Annotated in this window: 3 protein-coding genes; all 3 read left to right on the forward strand. The window is 73.4% G+C overall.

Annotated elements, in window-relative coordinates:
- Positions 1-30: 30 nt before the first annotated feature.
- The 3 genes from ACQPZF_RS27545 to ACQPZF_RS27555 all read left to right on the forward strand — a co-directional run bounded on the left by ACQPZF_RS27545 (position 31) and on the right by ACQPZF_RS27555 (position 25,653).
- Positions 31-11,178 (forward strand): SDR family NAD(P)-dependent oxidoreductase, encoded by an 11,148-nt coding sequence (locus tag ACQPZF_RS27545; protein WP_433274719.1) that lies wholly within the window; start codon positions 31-33, stop codon positions 11,176-11,178.
- A 61-nt stretch (positions 11,179-11,239) separates the two neighbouring features.
- Positions 11,240-22,429, forward strand: coding sequence for an SDR family NAD(P)-dependent oxidoreductase (locus ACQPZF_RS27550; protein WP_433274721.1), 11,190 nt, complete (start codon positions 11,240-11,242; stop codon positions 22,427-22,429).
- A complete protein-coding gene (locus ACQPZF_RS27555) occupies positions 22,426-25,653 on the forward strand; it encodes a type I polyketide synthase (RefSeq protein WP_433261701.1) in 3,228 nt (1,075 codons plus the stop codon). Before ACQPZF_RS27550 ends, ACQPZF_RS27555 begins: the two co-directional genes overlap by 4 nt.
- Positions 25,654-25,691 lie beyond the last annotated feature (38 nt).

Here is a 25,691-nt window from a genome sequence, read left to right on the forward strand (position 1 = left end):
AAGCTTCGCGACTACCTCAAGCGGGCCACCCTGGACCTGCGTGAGAGCCGCCAACGGGTGCGGGAGCTGGAGGACCTCGCGCACGAGCCGATCGCGGTCGTCGGCATGGCGTGCCGCCTGCCCGGCGGGGTGTCCTCCCCCGAGCAGTTGTGGGAGCTGGTGGGCGCGGGCCGCGACGCGATCGGCCCGTTCCCGGAGGGGCGCGAGTGGGACCTGGAGTCGCTCTACCACCCGGACCCCGAGCACGTCGGCACCTCCTACGTGCGCGAGGGAGGCTTCCTGTACGACGCCGACGCGTTCGACCCGGAGTTCTTCGGCATCAGCCCCCGCGAGGCCCTGGCCGTCGACCCCCAGCAGCGACTGCTGCTGGAGACCGCGTGGGAGGCCGTCGAACGGGCGGGGATCGACCCGACCGCGCTGCGTGGTTCGCGCACGGGTGTGTTCGCCGGGGTCATGTACGACGACTACGGATCCCGGATGTCGACGGCGCCCGAGGGCTTCGAGGGCTTCCTCCTCACCGGCAGCACGGGCAGCGTGGCGTCCGGCCGCGTCGCGTACTCGCTCGGTCTCGAAGGCCCGGCCGTCACCGTCGACACGGCGTGCTCGTCCTCCCTGGTGTCCATCCACCTCGCAGCGCAGGCGTTGCGGCAGGGCGAGTGCACGCTGGCCCTGGCCGGTGGCGTGACCGTGATGGCGACACCCGGCACGTTCATCGAATTCAGCCGTCAGCGCGGACTGGCACCGGATGGCCGCTGCAAGCCGTTCTCCGCCACGGCCGACGGCACCGGCTGGTCCGAGGGCGTCGGGCTCGTGGTGTTGGAGCGCCTGTCCGACGCGCGGCGCAACGGGCACCGCGTGCTGGCGGTCATCCGAGGTTCGGCCGTGAACCAGGACGGCGCCAGCAGCCAGCTAACCGCGCCCAACGGTCCGGCGCAGGAACGCGTGATCCGCCAAGCCCTGGCCAGTGCGGGACTGTCACCGTCCGATGTGGACGCAGTCGAAGCGCACGGCACCGGCACGAGGTTGGGCGACCCGATCGAGGCGCAGGCGCTGCTCGCCACCTACGGACAGGACCGCGAAGCACCGCTGCGCCTGGGATCGCTGAAGTCCAACATCGGCCACACCCAAGCCGCCGCAGGAGTCGCCGGCATCATCAAAATGATCATGGCCATGCATCACGAAACGCTCCCGGCCTCGCTCCACATCACCGAACCCACACCACACGTCGACTGGACGACCGGCGCGGTGGAGCTGCTGACCCACAACGTCCCGTGGCCCGAGACCGGAAGACCACGCCGAGCCGGTATCTCCTCCTTCGGCATCAGCGGCACCAACAGCCACATCATCATCGAACAGGCACCGGCGGAGGAAACACCGCCGCCCGAAGTCACGGGGCCGTTGCCGCTGTTGCTGTCGGCCAAGAGCGAGGACGCGCTGGCGGGTCAGGCCCGGCGGTTACCGGTGTCGGACCCGGCAGTCGGCACGGCCTACTCTCTCGTCACCACGCGGACGCTGTTCGACCACCGGGCCGTGGTGATCGGTCACGACGCGGAGGAGTTGGCCGCCGGGCTGCGGAGCCTGGCGTCAGGCACGCCCGACGCGGCCGTGGTCACCGGGCAGGTGCAGACAGGCGGGTTGGCGTTCCTGTTCTCCGGGCAGGGCAGTCAGCGTGTCGGTATGGGTTCGGAGCTGTACCGGTCACAACCCGTCTACGCCGCCGCGTTCGACGAGGTGTGCGCCGAGTTGGACAGGCACCTGGACCGGCCCATCGCCGAGGTCATCGCCGACGAACCCGACCTGCTCAACCAGACCGGCTACACCCAACCCGCACTGTTCGCCGTCGAAGTCGCCCTCTACCGACTGCTACGCCACCACGGCGTCGTACCCGACTACCTCCTCGGGCACTCCATCGGCGAACTCTCCGCCGCCCACGCCGCCGGAGTCCTGTCACTGCCCGACGCCGCCACCCTGGTGTGCGCCCGCGCCCGCCTCATGCAAAACCTCCCCGCCGGCGGTGCGATGGCAGCACTCCAAACCGACGAACAACAAACCCGGGAATGGCTCCTGCCGGGCGTGGACATCGCCGGCCTCAACAGCCCCGACACCACCGTCATCTCCGGCAACACCGACGCCGTCGAACGAATCATCAAAACCTGCAAGACGGCCGGACGCAAAGCCACCCGACTCACCGTCAGCCACGCCTTCCACTCCCACCACCTCAACCCCATCCTCAACGAACTCACCGACGTAGCCGCACAACTGACCCACCACCAGCCCGAGATCCCCGTCATCTCCAACCTCACCGGCCAACCCACCGTCTTCACACCGCAGTACTGGGCCCAACAAGCACGCAACACCGTCCGCTACCACCACGGCACCACCACCCTCCACGAACACGGCGTCACCCGACACCTCGAACTCGGACCCGACACCACCCTCAGCAACCTCACCCCCAACACCACCCCCACACTGCGCCCCCACCAACCCGAAAACACCACCTACCTCACCGCACTCGCCACCCTCCACACCCAAGGCACCCCCATCACCTGGACCGACTATCTACCGCCCGCACCGATCACCGACCTCCCCACCTATCCGTTCCAGCGGCAGCGCTACTGGCTCCACAAACCACCCACCACCAACCCCACCCAACTCGGCCTCACCCCCACCCGACACCCCCTCCTCACGGCGCTGATCACGCAACCGGAGGCGGACAACGTCCAGTTCACCGCAACGCTGTCCGCCGCGGGCTGGATCGGCGAGCACACCATCGACGGCCGGCGGCTCGTGCCCGGAACAGTCCTCCTGGAGCTCGTCCGTCACGCCGGGAACCAGCTCGGCTGCCCGTTGGTGGACGAACTGACTTTGGGCACGGCGTTGGAGGTCCCGGACGCGGGCGTGGTCACGCTGCGCCTGACCGTCACCGACGCCGACGCGAGTGGCGCGCGCGACCTGGTGGTCTACGCACGCCAGGACGACGAGTGGGTGCGGCACGCGTCCGGCCGTCTCACGGTCGGGGACGGCACGGTGGCCGCGGCCCTCGCGTGGCCGCCGGCGGGGTCGGCCGTGGACGTGGACGACCTGTACTCGACGTTGGCGGACAACGGCTACGAATACGGCCCCGCCTTCCAGGGCTTGCGCGCCGCGTGGCGCGACGGCGACGACACCTACGCCGAGGTGGAACTACCCGTCGACCTGCGCCCGGAAGCCGACCGCTACGCGATCCACCCGGCGCTCCTCGACGCCGCGCTGCACCCGATGTTGCTGGACGTGGGCACGGGTCCGACGAAGGTGCCGTTCTCCTTCGGGAGGGTCGCGGTCCACTCGACCGGGGCGACGGCGCTGCGCGTGCGCATCACGCGGTCAGGCGAGGACGTGGTGGCGGTCGACCTGTCCGACGACACGGGTCGACCGGTGCTCACCATCGGGCGGTTGGAGGTGCGCACCGCGACACGCGCGCCGCTGTACCGCGTGGAGTGGGTTCCGGTGTCCGCGACGGGCGCGCCGGAGGACTGGGAGACCACCGTGGTCCCCGTGCCGGAGGACGAGGAACCCGCGACCGCGCACCGGATCACCGAGCACGTGCTGGGCGTCGTCCAGGACTTCCTGTCCGATGAGGACGGTGAACGGCGGTTGGCGGTCGTGACGCAGGGCGCGGTGTCCACTTCGGCGGACGACCCGATCCGGGCCTTGAACCAGAGCCCCGCGTGGGGCTTGGTGAAGTCGGCGATCTCGGAGAACCCCGGCCGGCTCCGGCTGGTCGACGTCGACGACCTGGACGCGGCGCAGCTCGCTTTCCGCAGTGACGAGCCGGAGTTGGCGGTGCGCGGCGGAACCCTCCACGCACCCCGACTCACCCCCGCCACCACCACCAACCCCACACCCATCAACCCCGACACCACCATCCTCATCACCGGCGCCACCGGCACCCTCGCCACCCACCTCATCCACCACCTCATCACCCACCACCACGCCAAACACTTCCTCCTCCTCAACACCACCGGACCCCACACACCCCAAGCCCAACAACTCCTCCACCACATCCACACCCACAACGCCCACGCCACCCTCCACCCCTGCGACCTCACCAACCCCCACCAACTCCACCAAATCCTCACCACCATCAACCCCCAACACCCACTCACCACCATCATCCACACCGCAGGCACCCTCAACGACACCACCACCACCCACCTCACCCCCCACCAACTCCACACCACCCTCACCCCCAAAACCGCCACCCACCACCTCCACCACCTCACCCGACACCACCCCATCACCCACTACATCCTCTACAGCAGCATCACCACCACCACCGGAAACCCCGGCCAAGCCAACTACACCGCCGCCAACACCTACCTCAACACCCACGCCACCCAACGCCACCACAACAACCAACCCGCCACCGCACTCGCCTGGGGACTCTGGGAAGACAGCGGCATGGCCACGACGCTCGGCGAGGCGGACCGCGAACGGATCAGCAGGGCCGGCGTCGCGCCGATGAGCGTCGCCGAGGGCTTGGCGCTGTTCGATTTGGCGCTCGGCGCGACGGACCCCGTGCTGGTGCCGGCGAAGCTGGACCTGGCCGCGATACGGAAGCGGCCGAGCGTGCCACCGGTGTTCCACCGCCTGGTGCCGCCGACCGCGCGGCGCGCGGCGCACCGATCGGTGACGTCCATGTCCACAGAGGACTTGACGGAGATGGTGCGGGCCGAGGTGGCGGTGGTGCTGGGCCACCGGAGCACTGCCGGGATCACGCACGACCGGGCGTTCACGGAACTGGGCTTCGACTCGCTGACGGCCGTGGAGCTGCGCAACCGCCTCAACGCCGTCACCGGGCTGCGCCTGCCCACCACCCTCGTCTTCGACCACCCGAACGTGGCCGCACTCGTGGCTTTCCTGGCGGAGCAGGGCAAACCCCGTGCGGTGGTCGCGCCCGTGACGACGAGTGCGGTGGACGAGCCGATCGCCATCGTCGGCATCGGCTGCCGCTACCCGGGAGACGTCACCACACCCGACGAACTCTGGCGACTGGTCGCCGAAGGCCGCGACGCCATCGGCGACTTCCCGGAGGACCGGGGTTGGCCAACCGACCTCTACGACCCGGACCCGGACGCCGTGGGCAAGACGTATTCCGTGAGCGGCGGTTTCCTGTACCGGGCGGCGGACTTCGACGCCGACTTCTTCGGCCTCAGCCCCCGCGAAGCCACCGCCACCGACCCACAACAACGACTCCTCCTCGAAACCGCCTGGGAAGCAATCGAACGAGCCGGAATCGACCCCGCCACCCTCCACGGCACACCCACCGGCGTCTACACCGGCGTCATGTACAACGACTACGGGTCGCGGTTGCCGGTGACACCCGAAGGCTACGAAGGACATCTCCTCACCGGCACAATCTCCAGCGTCGCCTCCGGCCGCATCGCCTACACCTACGGGTTCGAAGGCCCCGCCCTCACCCTCGACACCGCCTGCTCCTCCTCACTCGTCGCCATCCACCTCGCCACCCAAGCACTACGACAAGGCGAATGCACCCTCGCCCTCGCCGGCGGCATCACCATCATGTCCACACCCAACACCTTCATCGAATTCAGCCGCCAACGCGGACTATCCCCCGACGGCCGCTGCAAACCATTCGCCGCCACCGCCGACGGCACCGGCTGGTCCGAAGGCGCCGGCCTCCTCCTCCTCGAACGCCTCTCCGACGCACGGCGTAACGGGCACCCGGTGCTGGCCCTCGTCCGGGGCTCCGCCGTCAACCAGGACGGCGCATCCAACGGACTCACCGCACCCAACGGACCCTCACAAGAACGCGTCATCCACCAAGCCCTCACCAACGCCGGCCTCACACCATCCGAAGTGGACGCCGTCGAAGCACACGGCACCGGCACCAGGTTGGGCGACCCCATCGAGGCACAGGCGTTGCTCGCCACCTACGGACAAGACCGCACCACCCCCCTACGACTCGGCTCCATCAAATCCAACATCGGCCACACCCAAGCCGCCGCAGGAGTCGCCGGCATCATCAAAATGGTGATGGCACTGCGCCATGAAACCCTTCCCGCCACCCTCCACGCCGATTCCCCGTCGCCGCACGTGGACTGGACGACCGGCGCGGTGGAACTACTGACCCACAACGTCCCGTGGCCCGAAACCGGAAGACCACGCCGAGCCGGTATCTCCTCCTTCGGCATCAGCGGCACCAACGCCCACGTCATCCTGGAGGAAGCACCGCCCACCACCGCGCCCACCACCGCACCGATCGCGACGGACGCGGACCTGCCGCTGCTCCTGTCGGCCAAGTCCCCGGAGGCGCTGGCGGCACGGGCCGGGCAGGTGGCGGACCTCGCCCCGGAGTCGGTCGCGCCCGCGTTGGCGACCAAGGCTCCGCGGCTGCCCCACCGGGCCGCGATCGTCGGCGGCGATCACTCGGCCGCGCTGCAGGCGCTCCTGGCCGGTGACATGGCACCCAACCTGATCCAGGGAAAAGCCGACGCACAGGGAAAAACTGCGTTCGTGTTTCCCGGTCAAGGTCCCCAATGGACCGGCATGGCCCTCCAACTCGCCGCCACCTCACCCACCTTCGCCCACCAACTCGACCTCTGCGCCCAAGCACTCCACCCCCACACCGGACACCACCTCCACCACCAACTCACCCAACCACTCACCACCACCGACACCATCCAACCCGCCCTCTGGGCCACCATGATCAGCCTCGCCACCCACTGGCAACACCACGGCACCCACCCCCACACCCTCATCGGACACAGCCAAGGCGAAATCGCCGCCGCCCACATCGCCGGCGCACTCACCCTCCACGACAGCGCCAAAATCATCACCCTCCGCAGCAAAGCCATCACCACCCTCACCACCACCACCGGCGGCATGCTCTCGGTGAGCCTGGGCGCGGCGGAACTGGCCGGGCGCATCGCCCGCTACGACGGGGCCGTGGAGGTCGCTGCCGCGAACGGTCCGGCGAGCACCGTCGTGTCCGGCGCCTCGGAGGCGTTGGCGGACCTCCTGGCGAGTTGTGAGGCGGCAGGCATCCGGGCCCGGCGCGTGCCCGTCGACTACGCCTCGCACTCCGCCCACGTGGACACCCTGCGCGAACCGCTGCTGGCAGCCCTGGCCGACATCCGGCCCCGGCGATCCGACATCGCGTTCTTCTCGACGGTCGTCGGCGAAGTCGTGGACACGCGGACTCTGGACGCGGACTACTGGTTCCGCAACCTGCGGCAGACCGTGCTGTTCGAGCAGGGTGTCCGGTCGCTGCTGGACGACGGGCACGGGGTGTTCATCGAGGTCAGCCCGCACCCCGTGCTGACGGGTGCCATCGGCGACACGGCGGCGGACGCGGGCCGCGACGTGGTGGTGCTCGGCTCTCTGCGCCGCGACGACGGCGGACGCGACCGGTTCCTGGCTTCCCTGGCGGAAGCGCACGTCCGGGGCGTCCCGGTGGACTGGTCGGCGGTGGTGCCGGAGAGCGGCGCGGTCGAGCTGCCCACCTACCCGTTCCAGCGCAAGCGCCACTGGCTGGACGGGCCGGTCCGGGCGGGTGACGCGGCCTCGCTCGGTCTGCACGGCGCGACGCACCCGCTGCTGGGAGCCGTGGTGCGCACGGCCGGGTCGTCGGGGTTGGTCTTCACCGGGCGCCTGTCCCGGTCGGCGCAGCCGTGGACGGCCGAGCACGTCGCGCTGGGCGCGGTGCTGTTGCCCGGGTCGGCGCTGGTGGACCTGGCGATCCACGCGGGCGACCAGGTGGGGCTCGGACACCTGGACGAGTTGGTCCTGGAGGAGCCGCTGGTGCTGCCCGAGCACGACCTGGACGTGCAGGTGCTGCTGGGCGAGCCGGACGGCGACGGACGGCGGCCGGTGACCGTGCACTCCGCGTCGACGGCGTCCGACGAGTGGGTGCGGCACGCCTCGGGCACGGTGTCCGCCGCCGCCCCCGAGGACGTCGGCGACCTGGCCCAGTGGCCGCCCGCCGGCGCGGAACCGCTGCCGGTGGACGACTTCTACGAGTCGCCGGCCGCACGCGGGTACGCCTACCGCGGGGCGTTCCGGGGCCTGCGGGCGGCGTGGCGGGCGGGTGACGAGGTCTACGCCGAGGTGCGGCTGCCCGACGACGCCGACCCGACCGGGTTCGGCGTGCACCCGGCGCTGCTGGACGCGTCGCTGCACGCGGTGGGCCTGGTCGACGGGGACGGACCGGTGCGGTTGCCGTTCACGTGGACCGACGTGCACCTGCACGCGGTCGGCGCGCGGTCGGTCCGGGTCCGGTTGACCCGGACGGGCCCCGACGCGCTGGCGGTGCTGGTCGCCGACGAGGCCGGCGCGCCGGTGGCGCAGGTCGGTTCGCTGCTGGTGCGGGAGGTCGGGGGCGACCGCCTCGCCCCGCGGTGGGATGCGAGCCAGGCGCTGTTCACGGTGGACCTCGTGCCGGTGGAGCTGACCGAGCCGGACCTGACCGGAGCGCGCTGGGCGGTGCTGGGTCCGAAGCCGACCGGGCTGCCGTTCACCCGGTACGCGGACGTCGCGGAACCGGCGGCGATCGCCGCGGACGAGTTGCCCGAGTTGGTGGTGCACCCGGCCGCCGAGGACGTGGGCGAGGTGCTGGCCACCGTGCAGCGGTGGATGGCCGAGCCCGGCCTGGCGTCCGTGCCGCTGGTGGTGCTGACCCGGGCGGGGTCGGTCGCGCACGGCGCGGTCACCGGGCTGCTGCGCGGCGCCCGTGCCGAGCACCCCGGCCGGGTGCGGCACGTCGACGTGGACGACCACCCGGACAGCAGGGCGCTGCTGCCCGCCGCGATCGCCGCCGACCACACCGAGGTGGTGGTGCGCTCCGGCGCGGCCTCCGTGCCGCGGCTGGTCCGTCCCACCCACCCGTTGGCCGAACCGGCGGACGGGCCGTGGCGGCTGTCGCTGACCATGCGCGGCGAGTTGGACAGCTTGTCGCTGACGCCGTGCCCGGAGGTGCTGGACCCGCTGGGACCGGGTCAGGTGCGGGTGGCGGTGCGCGCGGGCGGCCTGAACTTCCGCGACGTGCTGCTGGCGCTGGGGATGGTGCCCGACGACGGGCGACCGCCGGTCGGCGAGGGCTCCGGCCGGGTGCTGGAGGTGGGTCCGGGTGTGTCGCGGTTCGCGCCGGGCGACCGGGTCATGGGCCTGTTCTCCAGCGGTGTCGGCCCGGTCGCCGTCACCGACGAACGACTGCTGGCGGCCGTGCCGGCCGGGTTGACGTTCGCGCAGGCGGCGGGCGTGCCGGTGGTCTACCTGACGGCCTACTACGGACTGGCGGACCTGGCCGGCCTCACTGCGGGCGAGTCCCTGCTGGTGCACGCCGCGACCGGCGGGGTCGGCACGGCGGCGCTCCAGCTCGCCGAGCACTGGGGCGTCGAGGTGCACGCCACGGCGAGCCCGGCGAAGCAGCACGTGCTGCGCCGCCTCGGCCTCGCCGAGGACCGCATCGCCGACTCCCGCACCCTGGACTACGAGGAGCGCTTCCGGTCGGCGACCGACGGCCGCGGCGTGGACGTGGTGCTCAACTCGCTGGCCGAGGACCACGTGGACGCGTCGTTGCGGCTGCTGCCGCGCGGCGGGCGGTTCCTGGAGATGGGCAAGACCGACATCCGCGACGCCGACGAGGTCGCCACCGCCCACCCCGGCGTCCACTACCAGGCGTTCGACGTGCTGGAGGCCGGTTCTGAGCGCATCAGGGAGATGCTGGACGAGATCAGCGCCCTGTTCGACGCCGGTGCGCTGCGGCCGATGCCGATCACGGTCTTCCCGGTCCACCGGGCCGCGGAAGCCCTGCGCCACCTCAGCCAGGCCAGGCACGTCGGCAAGGTGGTGCTGACCGTCCCGGCGCCGGCCGAACCGGACGGCACGGTGCTGGTGACCGGCGGGACGGGCGTGCTGGGCGCGCTGGTGGCCCGGCACCTCGTGCGGCGCGGCACGCGACGGCTGGTGCTGACGAGCCGCCGCGGCGAGCGGGCGCCGGGTGCGGCCGGGTTGCGCGACGAGTTGCGGGCGGTCGGTGCGGTGGTGGACGTCGTGGCCTGCGACGCCGCCGACCGCGATGCGCTGGCCGCCGTCCTTGATGCGATCCCGGCGGAGCACCCGCTGACCGGCGTCGTGCACGCGGCGGGCGTCATCGACGACGGCGTGCTGGACGCGCTCACGCCCGAGCGGATCGCGACCGTGCAGCGGGCCAAGGCCGACGCGGCGCGCACCCTGCACGAGCTGACCCGGCACCTCGACCTGTCGTCGTTCGTGCTGTTCTCCTCGCTGGCGGGCACGCTCGGCAACGCCGGGCAGGCGGGGTACGCGGCGGCCAACACCCAGCTCGACCGGCTTGCCGTCGAACGACACGCGCTGGGCCTGCCGGCACTGTCGATCGCGTGGGGCTTGTGGGCCGACACGAGCACGATGACCGGCCACCTGACCGACACCGACCTGCGCCGGCTGGACCGGATGGGCATGGCGGCGCTCACCGACGAGCAGGGGCTGGCGCTGTTCGACCTCGCCGCGACGCTGCACCGGCCGGTGGTGGTGGCCGCGCCGCTGGACGTCGCGAAGCTCCGCGCGAGCGGGCAACCGGTGCCGGAGGTGCTGTCCGCGCTCGACGCCTCGCGGGCGGGCGGCGGGGCGCGGCGGTTGGTGGAGACCGCGGACCGGTCGTCGTCGTTGGCGGACCGGCTGGCGGCGCTGCCGGAGCCGCAGCAGCGCCGGGTGTTGCTCGACTTGGTCACCGGTTCGGTGGCGACGGTGCTCGGCCACACCGAGGCCGTCGGCGAGGGCCGGGCGTTCAAGGAGATGGGCTTCGACTCGTTGAGCGCGGTGGAGCTGCGCAACCGCCTGGCCAACACCACCGGTGTCCGGCTGCCCGCGACCCTCGTGTTCGACCACCCGACGCCCGCCGCGGTGGCGGCGTTCCTGCACGGCAAGGTCGTGCCGCCGCGCGTGGCGACCCCGGACTCCGTGCTCGCCGAGCTGGACCGCCTGCGGCCGGCCGACCTCGACGACGAGGCGCGCCGGCTGCTGTCCGGGCGCATGCAGGACCTCCTGCGCCTGCTCACCGGTCCCGAGGTCGTCGCCGAGGGCGACGAACGGGACCTCGGCGAGGCCACCGACGACGAGATCTTCGACTTCATCGACCACGAATTCGGCACGGCCTGACCGGCCACGATCGGCGAGGTGTGACAACCGCATGTCCAACGAGCAGAAGCTGCGCGACTACCTGAAACGGGTCACCACGGACCTGCGGAAGGCGCGGCGCGAGCTGCGCGACGCCGAGGCGGAGCGGCACGAACCGATCGCCGTCGTGGGCATGGCGTGCCGGTTCCCCGGCGGCGTCGCGTCGCCGGAGGGCCTGTGGGAGCTGGTGCGCGACGGCGTGGACGCGATCACCGAGTACCCCGCGGACCGCGGCTGGGACGCGGCGGCGCTGTACGACCCCGACCCCGACCACCCCGGCACCACCTACGTGACCCGAGGCGGGTTCCTGGACGACGCCGCGCTGTTCGACCCGGAGTTCTTCGGCATCAGCCCGCGCGAGGCCACCGCCATGGACCCCCAGCAGCGACTGCTGCTGGAGGTGTCGTGGGAGGCGTTCGAGCGCGCCGGCATCGACCCGGCGGCGCTGCGCGGCACCGACGGCGGGGTGTTCGTCGGCGCCATCGCCCAGGACTACGCCACGCGACCCGCGGAGACTCCGCCCGACCTGGAGGGCTACCTGCTCACCGGCAACACGCTCAGCGTGGCGTCGGGTCGGCTCGCGTACACCTTCGGGCTGGAGGGCCCGGCCCTGACCGTGGACACGGCGTGCTCGTCGTCGCTGGTGGCGATCCACCTCGCGGTGCAGTCGCTGCGCGGTGGCGAATGCGCGCTCGCCCTGGCGGGCGGTGCCACCGTGATGGCGACGCCGAGCCTGTTCACCGAGTTCAGCAGGCAGCGCGGACTGTCACCGGACGGTCGGTGCCGCTCGATGGCCGCGTCGGCGGACGGTACCGGGTTCGGCGAGGGCGTGGGCCTGCTGGTGCTGGAACGCCTGTCCGACGCACAACGCAACGGCCACCACGTCCTCGCGGTCATCCGCGGCTCTGCCGTGAATCAGGACGGCGCCTCGAACGGGCTCACCGCACCCAACGGACCCTCACAAGAACGCGTCATCCGCCAAGCCCTCGGCGACGCGGGCCTAGCACCGTCCGAAGTGGACGCAGTCGAAGCGCACGGCACCGGCACGAGGTTGGGCGACCCGATCGAGGCGCAGGCGTTGCTCGCCACCTACGGGCAGGACCGCACCACCCCTTTGCGACTCGGCTCCATCAAATCCAACATCGGCCACACCCAAGCCGCCGCAGGAGTCGCCGGCATCATCAAAATGATCATGGCCATGCGCCGGGGAACCCTCCCCGCCACCCTCCACGTCGACGAACCGAACGTCGAGGTCGACTGGACCTCCGGCGCGGTGGAGCTGGTCACGGAGAACCTGCCGTGGCCGGAGGTCGAGGACCGGCCCCGACGAGCGGGCGTGTCCTCGTTCGGCGTCAGCGGCACCAACGCGCACCTCGTGCTGGAGCAGGCCGTCGCGCCCGAGCCCGTCGAGTCCGCGCACGCGCCCGGTCTCGTGCCGTGGCTGGTGTCGGCCCGGTCGCCCGAAACGCTGTCGGCCCGTGCCGCTCAACTGCTGTCGCGGGTGGACGAGGACACCGCCACCATGGCCCGGTCGCTGGCGACCACCCGTGCGCACCTGGAGCAGCGAGTCGTGGTGCTCGGCACCGAGCCGGAGGACTTCACGCGCGGTCTGACCGCGTTGCGCGACGGCACCACGATCGCCGGAGTGGTCGGCGGGCAGGTGGAGTCTGGTGGGTTGGCGTTCCTGTTTTCCGGGCAGGGCAGTCAGCGTGTCGGTATGGGCTTGGAGCTGTACCGGTCTCAGCCGGTCTATGCCGCCGCGTTCGACGACGTGTGTGCCGAGTTGGACAGGCACCTGGACCGGCCCATCGCCGAGGTCATCGCCGACGAACCCGACCTGCTCAACCAGACCGGCTACACCCAACCCGCACTCTTCGCCGTCGAAGTCGCCCTCTACCGACTGCTACGCCACCACGGCGTCGTACCCGACTACCTCCTCGGGCACTCCATCGGCGAACTCTCCGCCGCCCACGCCGCCGGAGTCCTGTCACTACCCGACGCCGCCACCCTCGTCTGCGCCCGCGCCCACCTGATGCAAAACCTCCCCACCGGCGGCGCGATGGCAGCACTCCAAACCGACGAACAACAAACCCGCGAATGGCTCCTGCCGGGCGTCGACATCGCCGGCCTCAACAGCCCCGACACCACCGTCATCTCCGGCGACACCGACGCCGTCGAACGAATCATCAAGACCTGCAAGACGGCCGGACGCAAGGCCACCCGACTCACCGTCAGCCACGCCTTCCACTCCCACCACCTCGACCCCATCCTCAACGAACTCACCGACGTAGCAGCACGACTGACCCACCACCAGCCCGAAATCCCCATCATCTCCAACCTCACCGGCCAACCCACCGTCTTCACACCGCAGTACTGGGCCCAACAAGCACGCAACACCGTCCGCTACCACCACGGCACCACCACCCTCCACGAACACGGCGTCACCCGACACGTCGAACTCGGACCCGACACCACCCTCAGCAACCTCACCCCCAACACCACCCCCACACTCCGCCCCCACCAACCCGAAAACACCACCTACCTCACCGCACTCGCCACCCTCCACACCCAAGGCACCCCCATCACCTGGACCGAATACCTACCCGCCGCACCGATCACCGACCTCCCCACCTACCCCTTCCAACGGCAGCACTACTGGCTCCACAAACCACCCACCACCAACCCCACCCAACTCGGCCTCACCCCCACCCGACACCCCCTCCTCACGGCCGCCGTCCGGCCCGCCGACAGCGACACGGTGGTGTTCACCGGCTCCCTGTCGGTCGCCGCGCACCCGTGGCTGGCCGACCACGCCATCGGCGGCACGATCCTGCTGCCCGCCACCGCCCTGCTCGACCTGGCGATCCACGCGGGCGACGCGGTGCGGTGCGAGCGGGTCGAGGAGTTGGCGCTGGAGCAGCCGCTGGTGCTCCCGACCACTGGTGACGTGCAGGTGCAGGTCACCGTGGGCGCGCCGGACGAGGCGGGTGGGCGGACCATCGGGATCCACTCGCGGCCCGGTGAGCAGGCGTGGACCCGGCACGCCACGGGGTTCCTCGGCACGGCCGACGGCACGCCGGAGTCGCTGGAGCAGTGGCCGCCCGCCGGGCAGGCGCTCCCGGTGGACGACTTCTACGACGACCTGGCCGCCCTCGGCTACCGGTACGGGCCCGCGTTCACGGGCTTGCGCGCGGTGTGGCGGGCGGGCGAGGACGTGTTCGCCGAGGTGGAACTACCCGAAGGGTTGGCCGTCGAGGGCTTCGGCCTGCACCCGGCGCTGCTGGACGCCGCCCTGCACGCCCTCGCCGCCGCCGCCGCCGACCGGCCCGAGCCGGGCACGGTGCGGTTGCCGTTCGGCTGGACGGGCGTCGTGCTGCATGCGACGGGCGCGACGCGGCTGCGGGTCCGGTTGAGCCCGGCCGGCTCCGACGCGGTGTCGCTGCTGGTCGCCGACGACACGGGTGCGGCGGTGGCGGAGGTCGCCGGGCTCAGCCTGCGCACGGCGTCGGCCGCGGCGCTCGCGGTGCGACCCGGCGGCCCGCTGTTCGAGCCGGTGTGGGAACCGGTCGAGCCGGCCGGCGAGGTCGGCGAGGTCGTGCGCGTGGACCTGGAGTCGGACGGGGCGGCCGGTGTGGTCGAGGCCGCGCACGACGTGGCGGCACGTGCGCTGCGGACCGTGCGCGACTGGTTGGCGCAGGACCACTCCGGCACGCTCGTGGTGGTGACGCACCGCGCCGTGGCGGCGCTTCCCGGCGACCGGGTCTCGGACCTGCCGGCCGCCGCGGCGCGGGGCTTGGTGCGCACGGCGCAGACCGAGCACCCCGGGCGGATCGTGCTGGTCGACGTGGACGACCCGGCACGGGCCGACGAGGCGGTGGCGGCCGTCGGCGTCGGTGAGGCCGAACTGGTGCTGCGGCACGGAGTGCTGCACCGCCCGCGGCTCGCGGTGCAGACGGACCGGGACCGGTTGCGACCGCCCCTCGGGGTCGGTTGGCGGCTGGAGGCGACCGGGTCCGGCACGGCCGACGGCTTGCTGCCCGCACCGCAGGGCGCCACTGCCCTCTCCGGTGACCAGGTGCGCATCGCGGTGCGTGCTGCGGGCGTGAACTTCCGCGACGTGCTGATCGCCCTGGGCGTCTACCCCGGCGACGCGTTGCTCGGCAGCGAGGGCTCCGGTGTCGTAGTGGAGGTCGGACCGGACGTGGCGGACCTCGCGCCCGGCGACCGGGTGATGGGCCTGCTCGCGAACGGGGTCGGGCCGACCGCGGTCACCGACCGGTCCCTGGTGGTGCGCATGCCGGACGGCTGGTCGTTCGCGCAGGCCGCCGCGACGCCGATCGTGTTCCTCACCGCCTACTACGGCCTGGTGGACCTGGCGGGACTGCGGGCGGGCGAGTCGGTGTTGGTGCACTCCGCGGCCGGTGGCGTCGGCATGGCCGCCGCGCAGCTCGCACGGCACCTGGGTGCCGAGGTCTACGGCACGGCGAGCGAGGGCAAGTGGCCCGTGCTGCGCGCGCAGGGGTTCGCCGAGGACCGCATCGGCAACTCCCGCACCCTCGACTTCGAAGGGCGGTTCCTCGACGTCACCCACGGGCGCGGCGTGGACGTGGTGCTGGACGCGCTGGCCGGGGACTTCGTGGACGCGTCGTTGCGGCTGCTGCCGCGCGGCGGGCGGTTCCTGGAGATGGGCAAGACCGACATCCGCGACGCCGACGCGGTCGCCACCGCCCACCCCGGCGTCCACTACCAGGCGTTCGACCTGATGGAAGCGGGCCCCGCGCGCATCCAGGAGATGCTGACCGAACTGGTGGCGCTGTTCGCGGCGGGCGTGCTGCGACCGCTGCCGATCACCGCGTGGGACGTGCGGCAGGCGCCCGCCGCGTTCCGCTACCTCGGCCAGGCCAAGCAGGTCGGCAAGGTGGTGCTCACGGTGCCCGCCGAGCCGGAGGGCACCGTCCTGGTGACCGGTGGCACGGGCGCGCTGGGCGCGCTGCTCGCGCGGCACCTCGTGGCCGAACGGGGTGTGCGGGACTTGCTGCTGATCAGCCGCCGCGGCCCCGCGACGCCGGGTGCGGACGCGCTGCGGGCGGACCTGGAGGCGCTCGGCGCACGGGTCCGGGTGGTGGCGTGCGACGCGGCCGATCGGGACGCGCTGGCGGCGCTGCTGGCCGGCGAGCGGCTGGCCGGTGTCGTGCACGCCGCCGGGCAGCTCGACGACGGCCTGGTGAGCTCGCTGACCGAGGACCGGCTGGCGGCCGTGCTGCGGCCCAAGGTCGACGCGGCGTGGCACCTGCACGAGCTGACCCGGCACCACGACCTGGGTTTCTTCGTGCTGTTCTCGTCGCTGGCCGGGCTGGCGGGCAACGCCGGGCAGGCGGCCTACGCGGCGGCCAACACCTTCCTCGACGCCTTGGCGGCGCACCGGCACGCCGGCGGGCTGCCCGCCGTGTCGCTCGTGTGGGGGCCGTGGGCGGGTGACGGCATGGCCGACGGGCACGCGGCACGGCTCGCCCGCGGTCCGATCCGACCGCTGGCCGCCGAGGACGGGTTGCGGTTCTTCGACTCCGCCGTGACGGGCGACCGGGCGGTGGTCGTGCCGGTCGAGGTCGACCTGGTCGCGCTGCGGGCCGCACCGGAGGTCCCGCCGCTGCTGCGCGGCCTGGTCGCGCTGCCCGCGCGCCGCGCCGCGTCCCGGCAGGCGGTGGGCGGTTCGTTGGCACACACCCTGGCCGCGCTGCCCGTCGCCGAGCAGGAACGCGTGCTGCTGGACCTGGTGCGGGCGCAGGCGGCGCTGGTGCTGGGGCACGCGGGCGCGGAGGCGGTGGCGGCGAACCGGGCGTTCACCGAGCAGGGCTTCGACTCGCTGACCGCGGTGGAACTGCGCAACCGCATGGGCGCGGCCACCGGCCTGAGGCTGCCCACGACCGTCGTGTTCGACCACCCCAGCCCGGTCGAGCTGGCCGGCAGGCTGCACACCGAACTGCTCGGCGAGGCCCCCGACGTGGTCGCGACCGCCGCACCGGCGGCCGTGGGCGACGACCCGGTGGTGATCATCGGCATGGCCTGCCGCTACCCCGGCGGCGTCGAGTCGCCGGAGGACCTGTGGCGACTGGTGGCCGACGGGGTGGACGCGATCGGCGGGTTCCCGGGCAACCGGGGCTGGGACTTGGACTCGCTCTACGACGAGGACCCCGACGCGACCGGCCGGTCCTACGTCCGCGAGGGCGGTTTCGTGCACGACGCGGACCTGTTCGACGCCGACTTCTTCGGCATCAACCCGCGCGAGGCCACCGCGATGGACCCGCAGCAGCGGCTGCTGCTGGAAAGCGCGTGGGAGGCCGTCGAACGGGCCGGGATCGACCCGACGGCGTTGCGCGGCTCGGCCACCGGCGTGTTCGCCGGGGTCATCGCGGGCGACTACACCTCGCGGCTGCCGTCCGTGCCGGACGGCTTCGAGGGCTACCTGTCCACCGGCAACACCACCAGCGTCGCGTCGGGCCGCGTGTCCTACTCGCTCGGGCTGCACGGCCCGGCGGTCACGGTGGACACGGCGTGCTCCTCGTCGCTGGTCGCGCTGCACCTGGCGAGCCAGGCGCTGCGCCGCGGGGAGTGCGACCTGGCCCTGGCCGGTGGCGTCACCGTGATGGCCGGTCCGGGCAACTTCGTCGAGTTCAGCCGCCAGCGCGCCCTGGCCCCGGACGGCCGCAGCAAGGCGTTCGGGGCGGGCGCCGACGGCACCGGCTGGGGTGAGGGCGTCGGCGTGCTGGTGCTGACGCGCCAGTCGGTCGCGGACCGCGACGGGCACCGGGTGCTGGCCGTGCTCAGGGGCTCCGCGGTCAACCAGGACGGCGCTTCCAACGGGCTCACCGCACCGAACGGGCCGTCGCAGCAGCGGGTCATCCGCGCCGCGCTGACCGACGCCGGGCTCACCGCGGCGGACGTCGACCTGGTCGAGGCTCACGGCACCGGCACCGCGCTGGGCGACCCGATCGAGGCGCAGGCCCTGCTGGCCACCTACGGCCGCGACCGCACCGGGGAGCGACCGCTGTGGTTGGGGTCGATCAAGTCCAACATCGGGCACACCCTCGCCGCGGCCGGTGTCGCCGGCGTCATCAAGGTCGTGCAGGCGATGCGGCACGGCGTGCTGCCGCGCACCCTGCACGCCGACGAGCCCACCCCGGAGGTCGACTGGGGCTCGGGCGCGGTCGGCCTGCTCCACCAGGCCCGGCCGTGGCTCGCCGATCGACCGCGCCGGGGTGCGGTCTCGTCGTTCGGCATCAGCGGCACCAACGCGCACGTCGTGCTGGAGGAGCCCGCCGCGCCGCGGACCGGGCACGCCGGGCCGCACGAGGGCCCGGTGCCGATCGTGCTGTCCGGTCGCGGTCCGGAGGCGCTGCGCGAGCAGGCGGCCCGGGTGCGCGACCTGGTCGTCGCCACCGAACCGGACCTGGGCGACCTGGCCTCGGCCCTGGTCGGGTCACGCCCTGCGCTGGATGACCGCGCGGTGGTCGTGGCCGCGGACCGGGACGGGCTGCTGCGCGGCCTGGACGCGCTCGTCGCCGGGCAGCCGGCCGCGAACCTGGCCGTCGGCGCGACCGACCGGCCGGTGGAGGCGGTGTTCGTCTTCCCCGGCCAGGGCTCGCAGTGGCCGGGGATGGCCCTGGAGCTGGCCGACCGCGTGCCGGTGTTCGCCGAGCGCCTGACCGAGTGCGCCGCCGCGCTGGCGTCCCACGTGGACTGGTCGCTGATGGCGGTGCTGCGGGGCGACGAGGACGCCCCCGCGCTGGACCGGGTGGACGTGGTGCAGCCCGCGCTGTTCGCGGTGATGGTGTCGCTGGCCGAGGTCTGGCGGTCGTTCGGCGTCGAACCCGCCGCGGTCGTCGGCCACTCGCAGGGCGAGATCGCCGCGGCGTGCGTGGCGGGCGCCCTGAGCCTGGAGGACGCGGCCCGGGTGGTGGCGCTGCGCAGCCGGTTGATCGCCGGGCGGATGGCGGGCGGCGGTGGCATGGGCGCGGTGTCGCTGCCCGCCGACGAGGTGCGGGAGCGGCTGGCCGGCGGGCTCGACGTCGCCGCCCTCAACGGACCGGGCTCGACGGTCGTCTCGGGTGAGGACGAGGCGCTCACCGCCTTCCTGGCCGCCTGCGAGGCGGAGGGCGTGCGCGCCCGCCGGATCCAGGTGGACTACGCCTCGCACTCGGCGCACGTCGAGCAGATCCGTGACGAGCTGCTGGAGGCGCTGGCGGGCATCACGCCCCGGCCCGCGCGCGTCGCGTTCCACTCCACGGTGACCGGGGAGGTCGCGGCGGGCACCGAGCTCGACGCCGGGTACTGGTACCGCAACCTGCGGCAGACCGTGCGGCTGGAGCCCGTCGTGGCGGGGCTGGCCGAGCAGGGCCACCGACTGTTCGTCGAGCTGTCGCCGCACCCGGTGCTCGCGGTCGCGGTGCAGGAGACGTTGGAGGCGCGCGAGGTGGCGGGCACCGTGGTCGGGTCGCTGCGCCGCGACGAGGGTGGCCTGGACCGGGTGCTGCTGTCCGTCGGGCAGGCGCACGTCGCGGGCGCGCCGCTGGACCTGACCGCGCTGCTGGGCCCGCGGGCGCGGCTGGACCTGCCGACCTACCCCTTCCAGCGCCGCCGGTTCTGGCTGGAGCCCGGCGGGACGACCGGTGACGCGACCGGCCTGGGACTCGTGCCCGCGGGGCACCCGCTGCTCGGCGCGACGGTCGAACTGGCCGGTGGGCGTGGCGTGGTGGCCACCGGCAGGCTGTCCGCGCGCACCGAGCCGTGGCTGGCCGAGCACGCGCTGGCCGGGACCGTGCTGCTGCCCGGCACGGCGTTCGTCGAACTGGCGCTGTCGGTGGGCGCGCGGGCCGGGTTCGGGCGGCTCGACGAGCTGACCCTGGAGGCGCCGCTGGTGCTGACCGGGGACCGGACCGTCGCCGTGCAGGTGACCGTGTCGGAGGCGGGTGTGGTGGAGGTGCACTCCCGGGCGGACGACGAGTGGGTGCGCCACGCGGCCGGCCTGCTCTCCGCCGCCGTCACCGCACCCTCCCCCGCGCCGGCCGCGTGGCCGCCCGCCGGAGCGGAGGAAGTCCCGCTCGACGGCAGGTACGCCGAGCTGTTCACCCGCGGCTACGAGTACGGGCCGGTGTTCCAGGGGCTGCGGGCGCTGTGGCGGGCCGGGGACGACCTGCACGCCGAGGTCGAACTGCCCGCCGACGCGCGGGACGGCCGGTACGCCGTGCACCCCGCGCTGCTGGACGCGTGCCTGCACGCGATGGCGCCCGAGCAGGACAGCGGGACGGTGCGGGTGCCCTTCGCCTGGCGGGGCGTCGAGGTGCACCGCACCGGCGCGACGGCGGTGCGGGTGACCCTGTCGCCGGTGGCCGGCGCACCGGACGAGGTGACGCTGACGCTCTCCGACGATGACGGCGCGCCGGTCGGCTCGGTCGCCTCCATCGCCGTCCGCCCGATGGCCGCCGAGCAGCTCCGTGCGCTGGGCGCGGAGGACCGGGCGCTGTTCGGGCTGGAGTGGCGTCGGGTGGTCCCCCTCCCGGTGGCGGAGGACAGGTCGGGGTGGCCGGTCCTCGACGTCGAGGGCGGCGCGATGTCCCCCGCGGCAGCGCTGGCGGCGGCGAGCCGCGTGCTGGACGCGCTGCACGCCGACGTCGGCCTGGTGGTCGTCACGCACGGCGCGGTCGCCACCGGCGCCGCGGACGACGTGCCCGATCTGGCCGCGGCCCCGGTGTGGGGTCTGGTCCGGTCGGCGCAGGCGGAGAACCCGGGTCGAGTGGTGCTGGTGGACCTGGACCCGGCGGGCGGTCCCGACGACGTGGCCGACGCGCTGGCCACCGGCGAACCCCAGGTCGCGGTGCGCGGCGGTGGACTGCTCGCGCCACGGCTGACGCGGGCGATCCCGGCCGGGGAACCCGTGCGGTTCGCCGACGGCGGCACGGTCCTGGTCACCGGCGGCACCGGCACGCTCGGCAGGCTGCTGGCCCGGCACCTGGTCGTGGCGCACGGCGTGCGGCGGCTGGTGCTGGTGAGCCGCGGTGGCGGCGAGGCGGAAGAGTTGCGCGAACCGGGCGCCGAGGTGTCGGTGGTCGCGTGCGACACCTCCGACCGCGCGGCGCTGGCCGGGCTGCTCGCCGGCATCGACCCCGCGCACCCGCTGACCGCGGTCTTCCACCTCGCGGGCGCGCTGGACGACGGTGTGGTGGCCGCGCTCGACCCCGATCGGCTGCGGACGGTGTTCGCGCCCAAGCTCGACGGGGCCTGGCACCTCCACGAGCTGACCCGCGACCTGGACCTCTCGGCGTTCGTCCTGTTCTCCTCCGCCGCGGGCACGATCGGCAGCCCCGGCCAGGGCAGCTACGCGGCGGCCAACGCGTTCCTCGACGCGCTCGCCGCGCACCGGCGCTCGACGGGCCTGCCGGGCAGCTCGCTGGCGTGGGGGCTGTGGGCCGATCCCTCGGCGCTGACCGGCGACCTGGCCGGAACCGACGTGGCACGGCTCGCCCGCGCCGGCGCCCGCCCGCTCGACGCGGACGAAGGGCTGGACCTGCTCGACCGGGCCCTCGCGGCGAACCCGGCCGCGGCGGTGCCGGCGGCGCTGGACCTGCCCGCGCTGCGGCGCACCGCCGCGGCGGGTCTGCTGCCACCGCTGTTCCGGGGGTTGGTGCGAACGCCGTCCTCGGTGGCCGCCGCCGTGCGGACCGACCTGCCGAAGCGGCTGGCCGGGCTCTCGGCGCAGGAGCAGCACGACGTCGTGCTCGACCTGGTGCGCGGCACGGCGTCGGCGGTGCTGGGGCACGCCGAGGCCATCGACGCCGACCGCGCGTTCAAGGACCTGGGTTTCGACTCGCTGACCGCCGTGGAGCTGCGCAACCGGCTCAACGCGACCACCGGGCTGCGGCTGCCCGCCACGCTGGTGTTCGACCACCCGACCTCGTCCGCGGTCGCGCGGTTGGTGGTCGCCCACCTCGCACCGGTCGACGAGCCCGTGCCCGGCGCGGTGGCGGTCCTGGCGGACCTGGAGCGGATCGGCACGACCCTGGCCGCCGTCGCCGCCGACGACGGCGGACGGGACGCGATCACCGCGCGGCTGCGGCAACTCCTCGCGGGCTGGGACGCGCCCACCGCCGACGACGGCATCGCGGAACGGATCACCACGGCGTCGACGAGCGAGATCTTCGCATTCATCGACCAAGAGCTGGGTCGGAGGCACGCATGACGAACGAGGAGAAGCTCGCCGACTACCTGAGGTGGGTCACCGCAGACCTGCACCGGACCAGGCAGCGGGTGCGGGAGCTGGAAGCCGCGGCGGCGGAGCCGGTGGCGGTGGTCGGGATCGGCTGCCGGTTCCCCGGCGACGTCGGCACACCCGACGAGCTGTGGCGGCTGCTGGCCGACGGCGTCGACGCGGTCGGCGGGTTCCCCACCGACCGCGGCTGGGACCTGGAGGCCCTGCACCACCCCGACCCCGACCGACCCGGCACCACCTACACCGCGCGGGGCGCGTTCCTGCGTGACGCGGACCGGTTCGATCCCGGGTTCTTCGGGATGAGCCCTCGCGAGGCGACCGCGACCGACCCGCAGCAGCGGCAACTGCTGGAGGTGGCGTGGGAGGCGCTGGAGCACGGGCGCATCGATCCGCGTGCGCTGCGGGGCAGTCCGACCGGCGTGTTCGCGGGCGTGATGTACGGCGACTACGCCGGCCGACTGCGGTCCGCGCCGCCGGAGTACGAGCCGTTCCTGGGCAGCGGCAGCGCGACCAGCGTGGTGTCGGGGCGGGTGGCCTACGCGTTCGGCTTCGAGGGGCCGGCGATCACCGTCGACACGGCGTGCTCGTCGTCGCTGGTGGCGATCCACCTCGCCGTGCAGTCGCTGCACCGCGGCGAATGCGCGCTCGCCCTGGCGGGCGGGGTCACCGTGATGGCGACACCGGCGGTGTTCACCGACTTCAGCCGGCAGCGGGGGCTGGCGGTCGACGGTCGCTGCAAGGCGTTCTCCGCCGATGCCGACGGCACCGGTTTCGGCGAGGGCGCGGGACTGCTGGTGCTGGAACGCCTCTCCGACGCACAACGCAACGGCCACCACGTCCTCGCGGTCATCCGCGGCTCTGCCGTGAACCAGGACGGCGCATCCAACGGGCTCACCGCACCCAACGGACCCTCACAGGAACGCGTCATCCGCCAAGCCCTCGGCGACGCGGGCCTGACACCGTCCGAAGTGGACGCCGTCGAAGCACACGGCACCGGCACCAGGTTAGGCGACCCCATCGAGGCACAGGCGCTGCTCGCCACCTACGGACAAGACCGCACCACCCCGTTGCGACTCGGCTCCATCAAATCCAACATCGGCCACACCCAAGCCGCCGCAGGAGTCGCCGGCATCATCAAAATGATCATGGCCATGCGCCGTGAAACCCTCCCCGCCACCCTCCACGCCCACGTCCCGTCGCCGCACGTGGACTGGACAGCCGGAGCGGTCGAACTGCTCGCCGACAGCGCACCATGGCCACGAACCGACCGACCACGCCGAGCCGGCATCTCCTCCTTCGGCATCAGCGGCACCAACGCCCACGTCATCCTGGAGGAAGCACCCGTGCAGGACGCGGAGGCGCCGGCGCGCGCCGTGCCGATCCTGCTGTCCGCGAGGGGCGAGGCCGGGGTGCGGACCAACGCCGCGCGCCTGGCCCGCTTCCTGGAGGAACGGCCGGACGTCCGTCCCGCGGACGTGGCCGCCGCGCTGGTGGGGCGCACCGGCTTCACCCACCGCGCCGCCGTCGTCGCCGACGACCGGGCGACCTCGCTGAACGGCCTGCGCTCGCTGGCCGCCGGGAAACCCGCCGCCGGGGTGGTGCGCGGCCAGGTCGGGGCCGGGCGCACGGCCGTGCTGTTCACCGGCCAGGGCAGCCAGCGGCTCGGTATGGGCGAGCAGCTCGCCGCGGCGCTGCCGGGCTTCGCGCGGGCGTTCGACGAGGTGTGCGCGGAACTGGACGGCCACCTCGACCGGCCGCTGCGCGCGGTCGTCCGCGCCACGGCCCGGTCCGCGGACGCCGCGCTGCTCGACCGCACCGCCTACACCCAGGCGGCGCTGTTCGCCGTCGAGGTCGCCCTGGCCAGGACCGTGCTGGACGCGGGCGTGCGGCCGGACTACCTCATCGGCCACTCCGTCGGCGAGCTGGCCGCCGCGCACGTCGCCGGTGTGCTCGACCTGGCCGACGCGTGCGCGCTGGTCGCCGCCCGGGGCCGGTTGATGCAGGCGGCGACGGCCGGTGGCGCGATGGTCGCCGTGGCCGCCGCGCACGACGAGGTGCCGGCGTCGTTCGAGGACCTGGCCGACGTGGTGTCGATCGCCGCCGTCAACGGTCCACACGCGACGGTCGTGTCCGGTGACGCGCAAGCCGTGGCCGAGGTGGCGGGCCGCTGGCGGGCGCGCGGTGTGAAGACCAAGCGGCTGCGCGTGAGCCACGCGTTCCACTCCCACCACATGGACCCGGTGCTGGACGAGTTCCGCCGGGTCGCCGCCGGTCTGCGGTTCGCCGCGCCGACCATCCCCTTGGTGTCGAACGTGACCGGCGCGCTCGCCACCGCCGACCAGCTCGGCTCGCCCGACTACTGGGTGCGGCACCTGCGCGGCGCGGTGCGGTTCCTGTCCGGCGTGCGGACCCTGGCGGAACTGGGGGTGGACCGGTTCGTGGAGGTCGGGCCGGACGCGGTGCTGTGCGGGCTGGTGGCGGACTGCCTGGACACCGCGCCGGCGGTGGTCGCACCGCTCCTGGTCGCCGGCAAGCCGGAGCCGGCCACCGTCACCGCCGCGCTGGCCGCGCTGCACGTGCACGGCGCGGAGGTGGACTGGCCGGAGGTGTCCGGTCCCCCGACCGCGCTCGTGGACGTGCCGCCGCACGCGTTCGCCCGCGGCCGGTACTGGTTGCACGACACGGATGAGCCGGTGGGCGCGGACGCTCCCCTGTGGACGGAGGTGGCGCTGGGCGACCCGGTCGCCGTGGCCGCGCTGCTCGGCGCGGACCACGACCTCGTGGAGCCGCTTCGGGCGGTGCTGCCCGCCCTGGCGCGGTGGCGCGCGGACCGCGTCGCGGCCCGGCTGCCGGGGTCGGTCACCCGGGTCGAGGAGGACGTCGCCGAGTCCGACCCGACCGTGCTGCGGGCCGTGCTCGCCGGGCTGGCGCCGGCGGAGGCGCGGGAGGTCCTGATGGAGATGGTGCGCGACCACGCCAGCCAGGTGCTGGAGCTGGGCGCGACCGAGGAGTTCGACGCCGAGGGCAGTTTCCTGGACATCGGCATGTCGTCGTTCACCGCGCTGCAGCTACGCAACGCGCTGGTCGACCTGACCGGTCTGGAGCTGCCCGCCGTGGTGGTCATGAGCCACCCGACGCCGCAGTCGCTGGTGGCGTACCTGCACGCCGAACTGGTACCGGGTGCGGCGGTGTGACGGTGGTCCGGTCGTCCCCGGCGGGACGACCGGACCAC

The sequence above is a fragment of the Actinosynnema sp. CS-041913 genome (assembly GCF_050942485.1).
Lineage (GTDB): Bacteria > Actinomycetota > Actinomycetes > Mycobacteriales > Pseudonocardiaceae > Actinosynnema.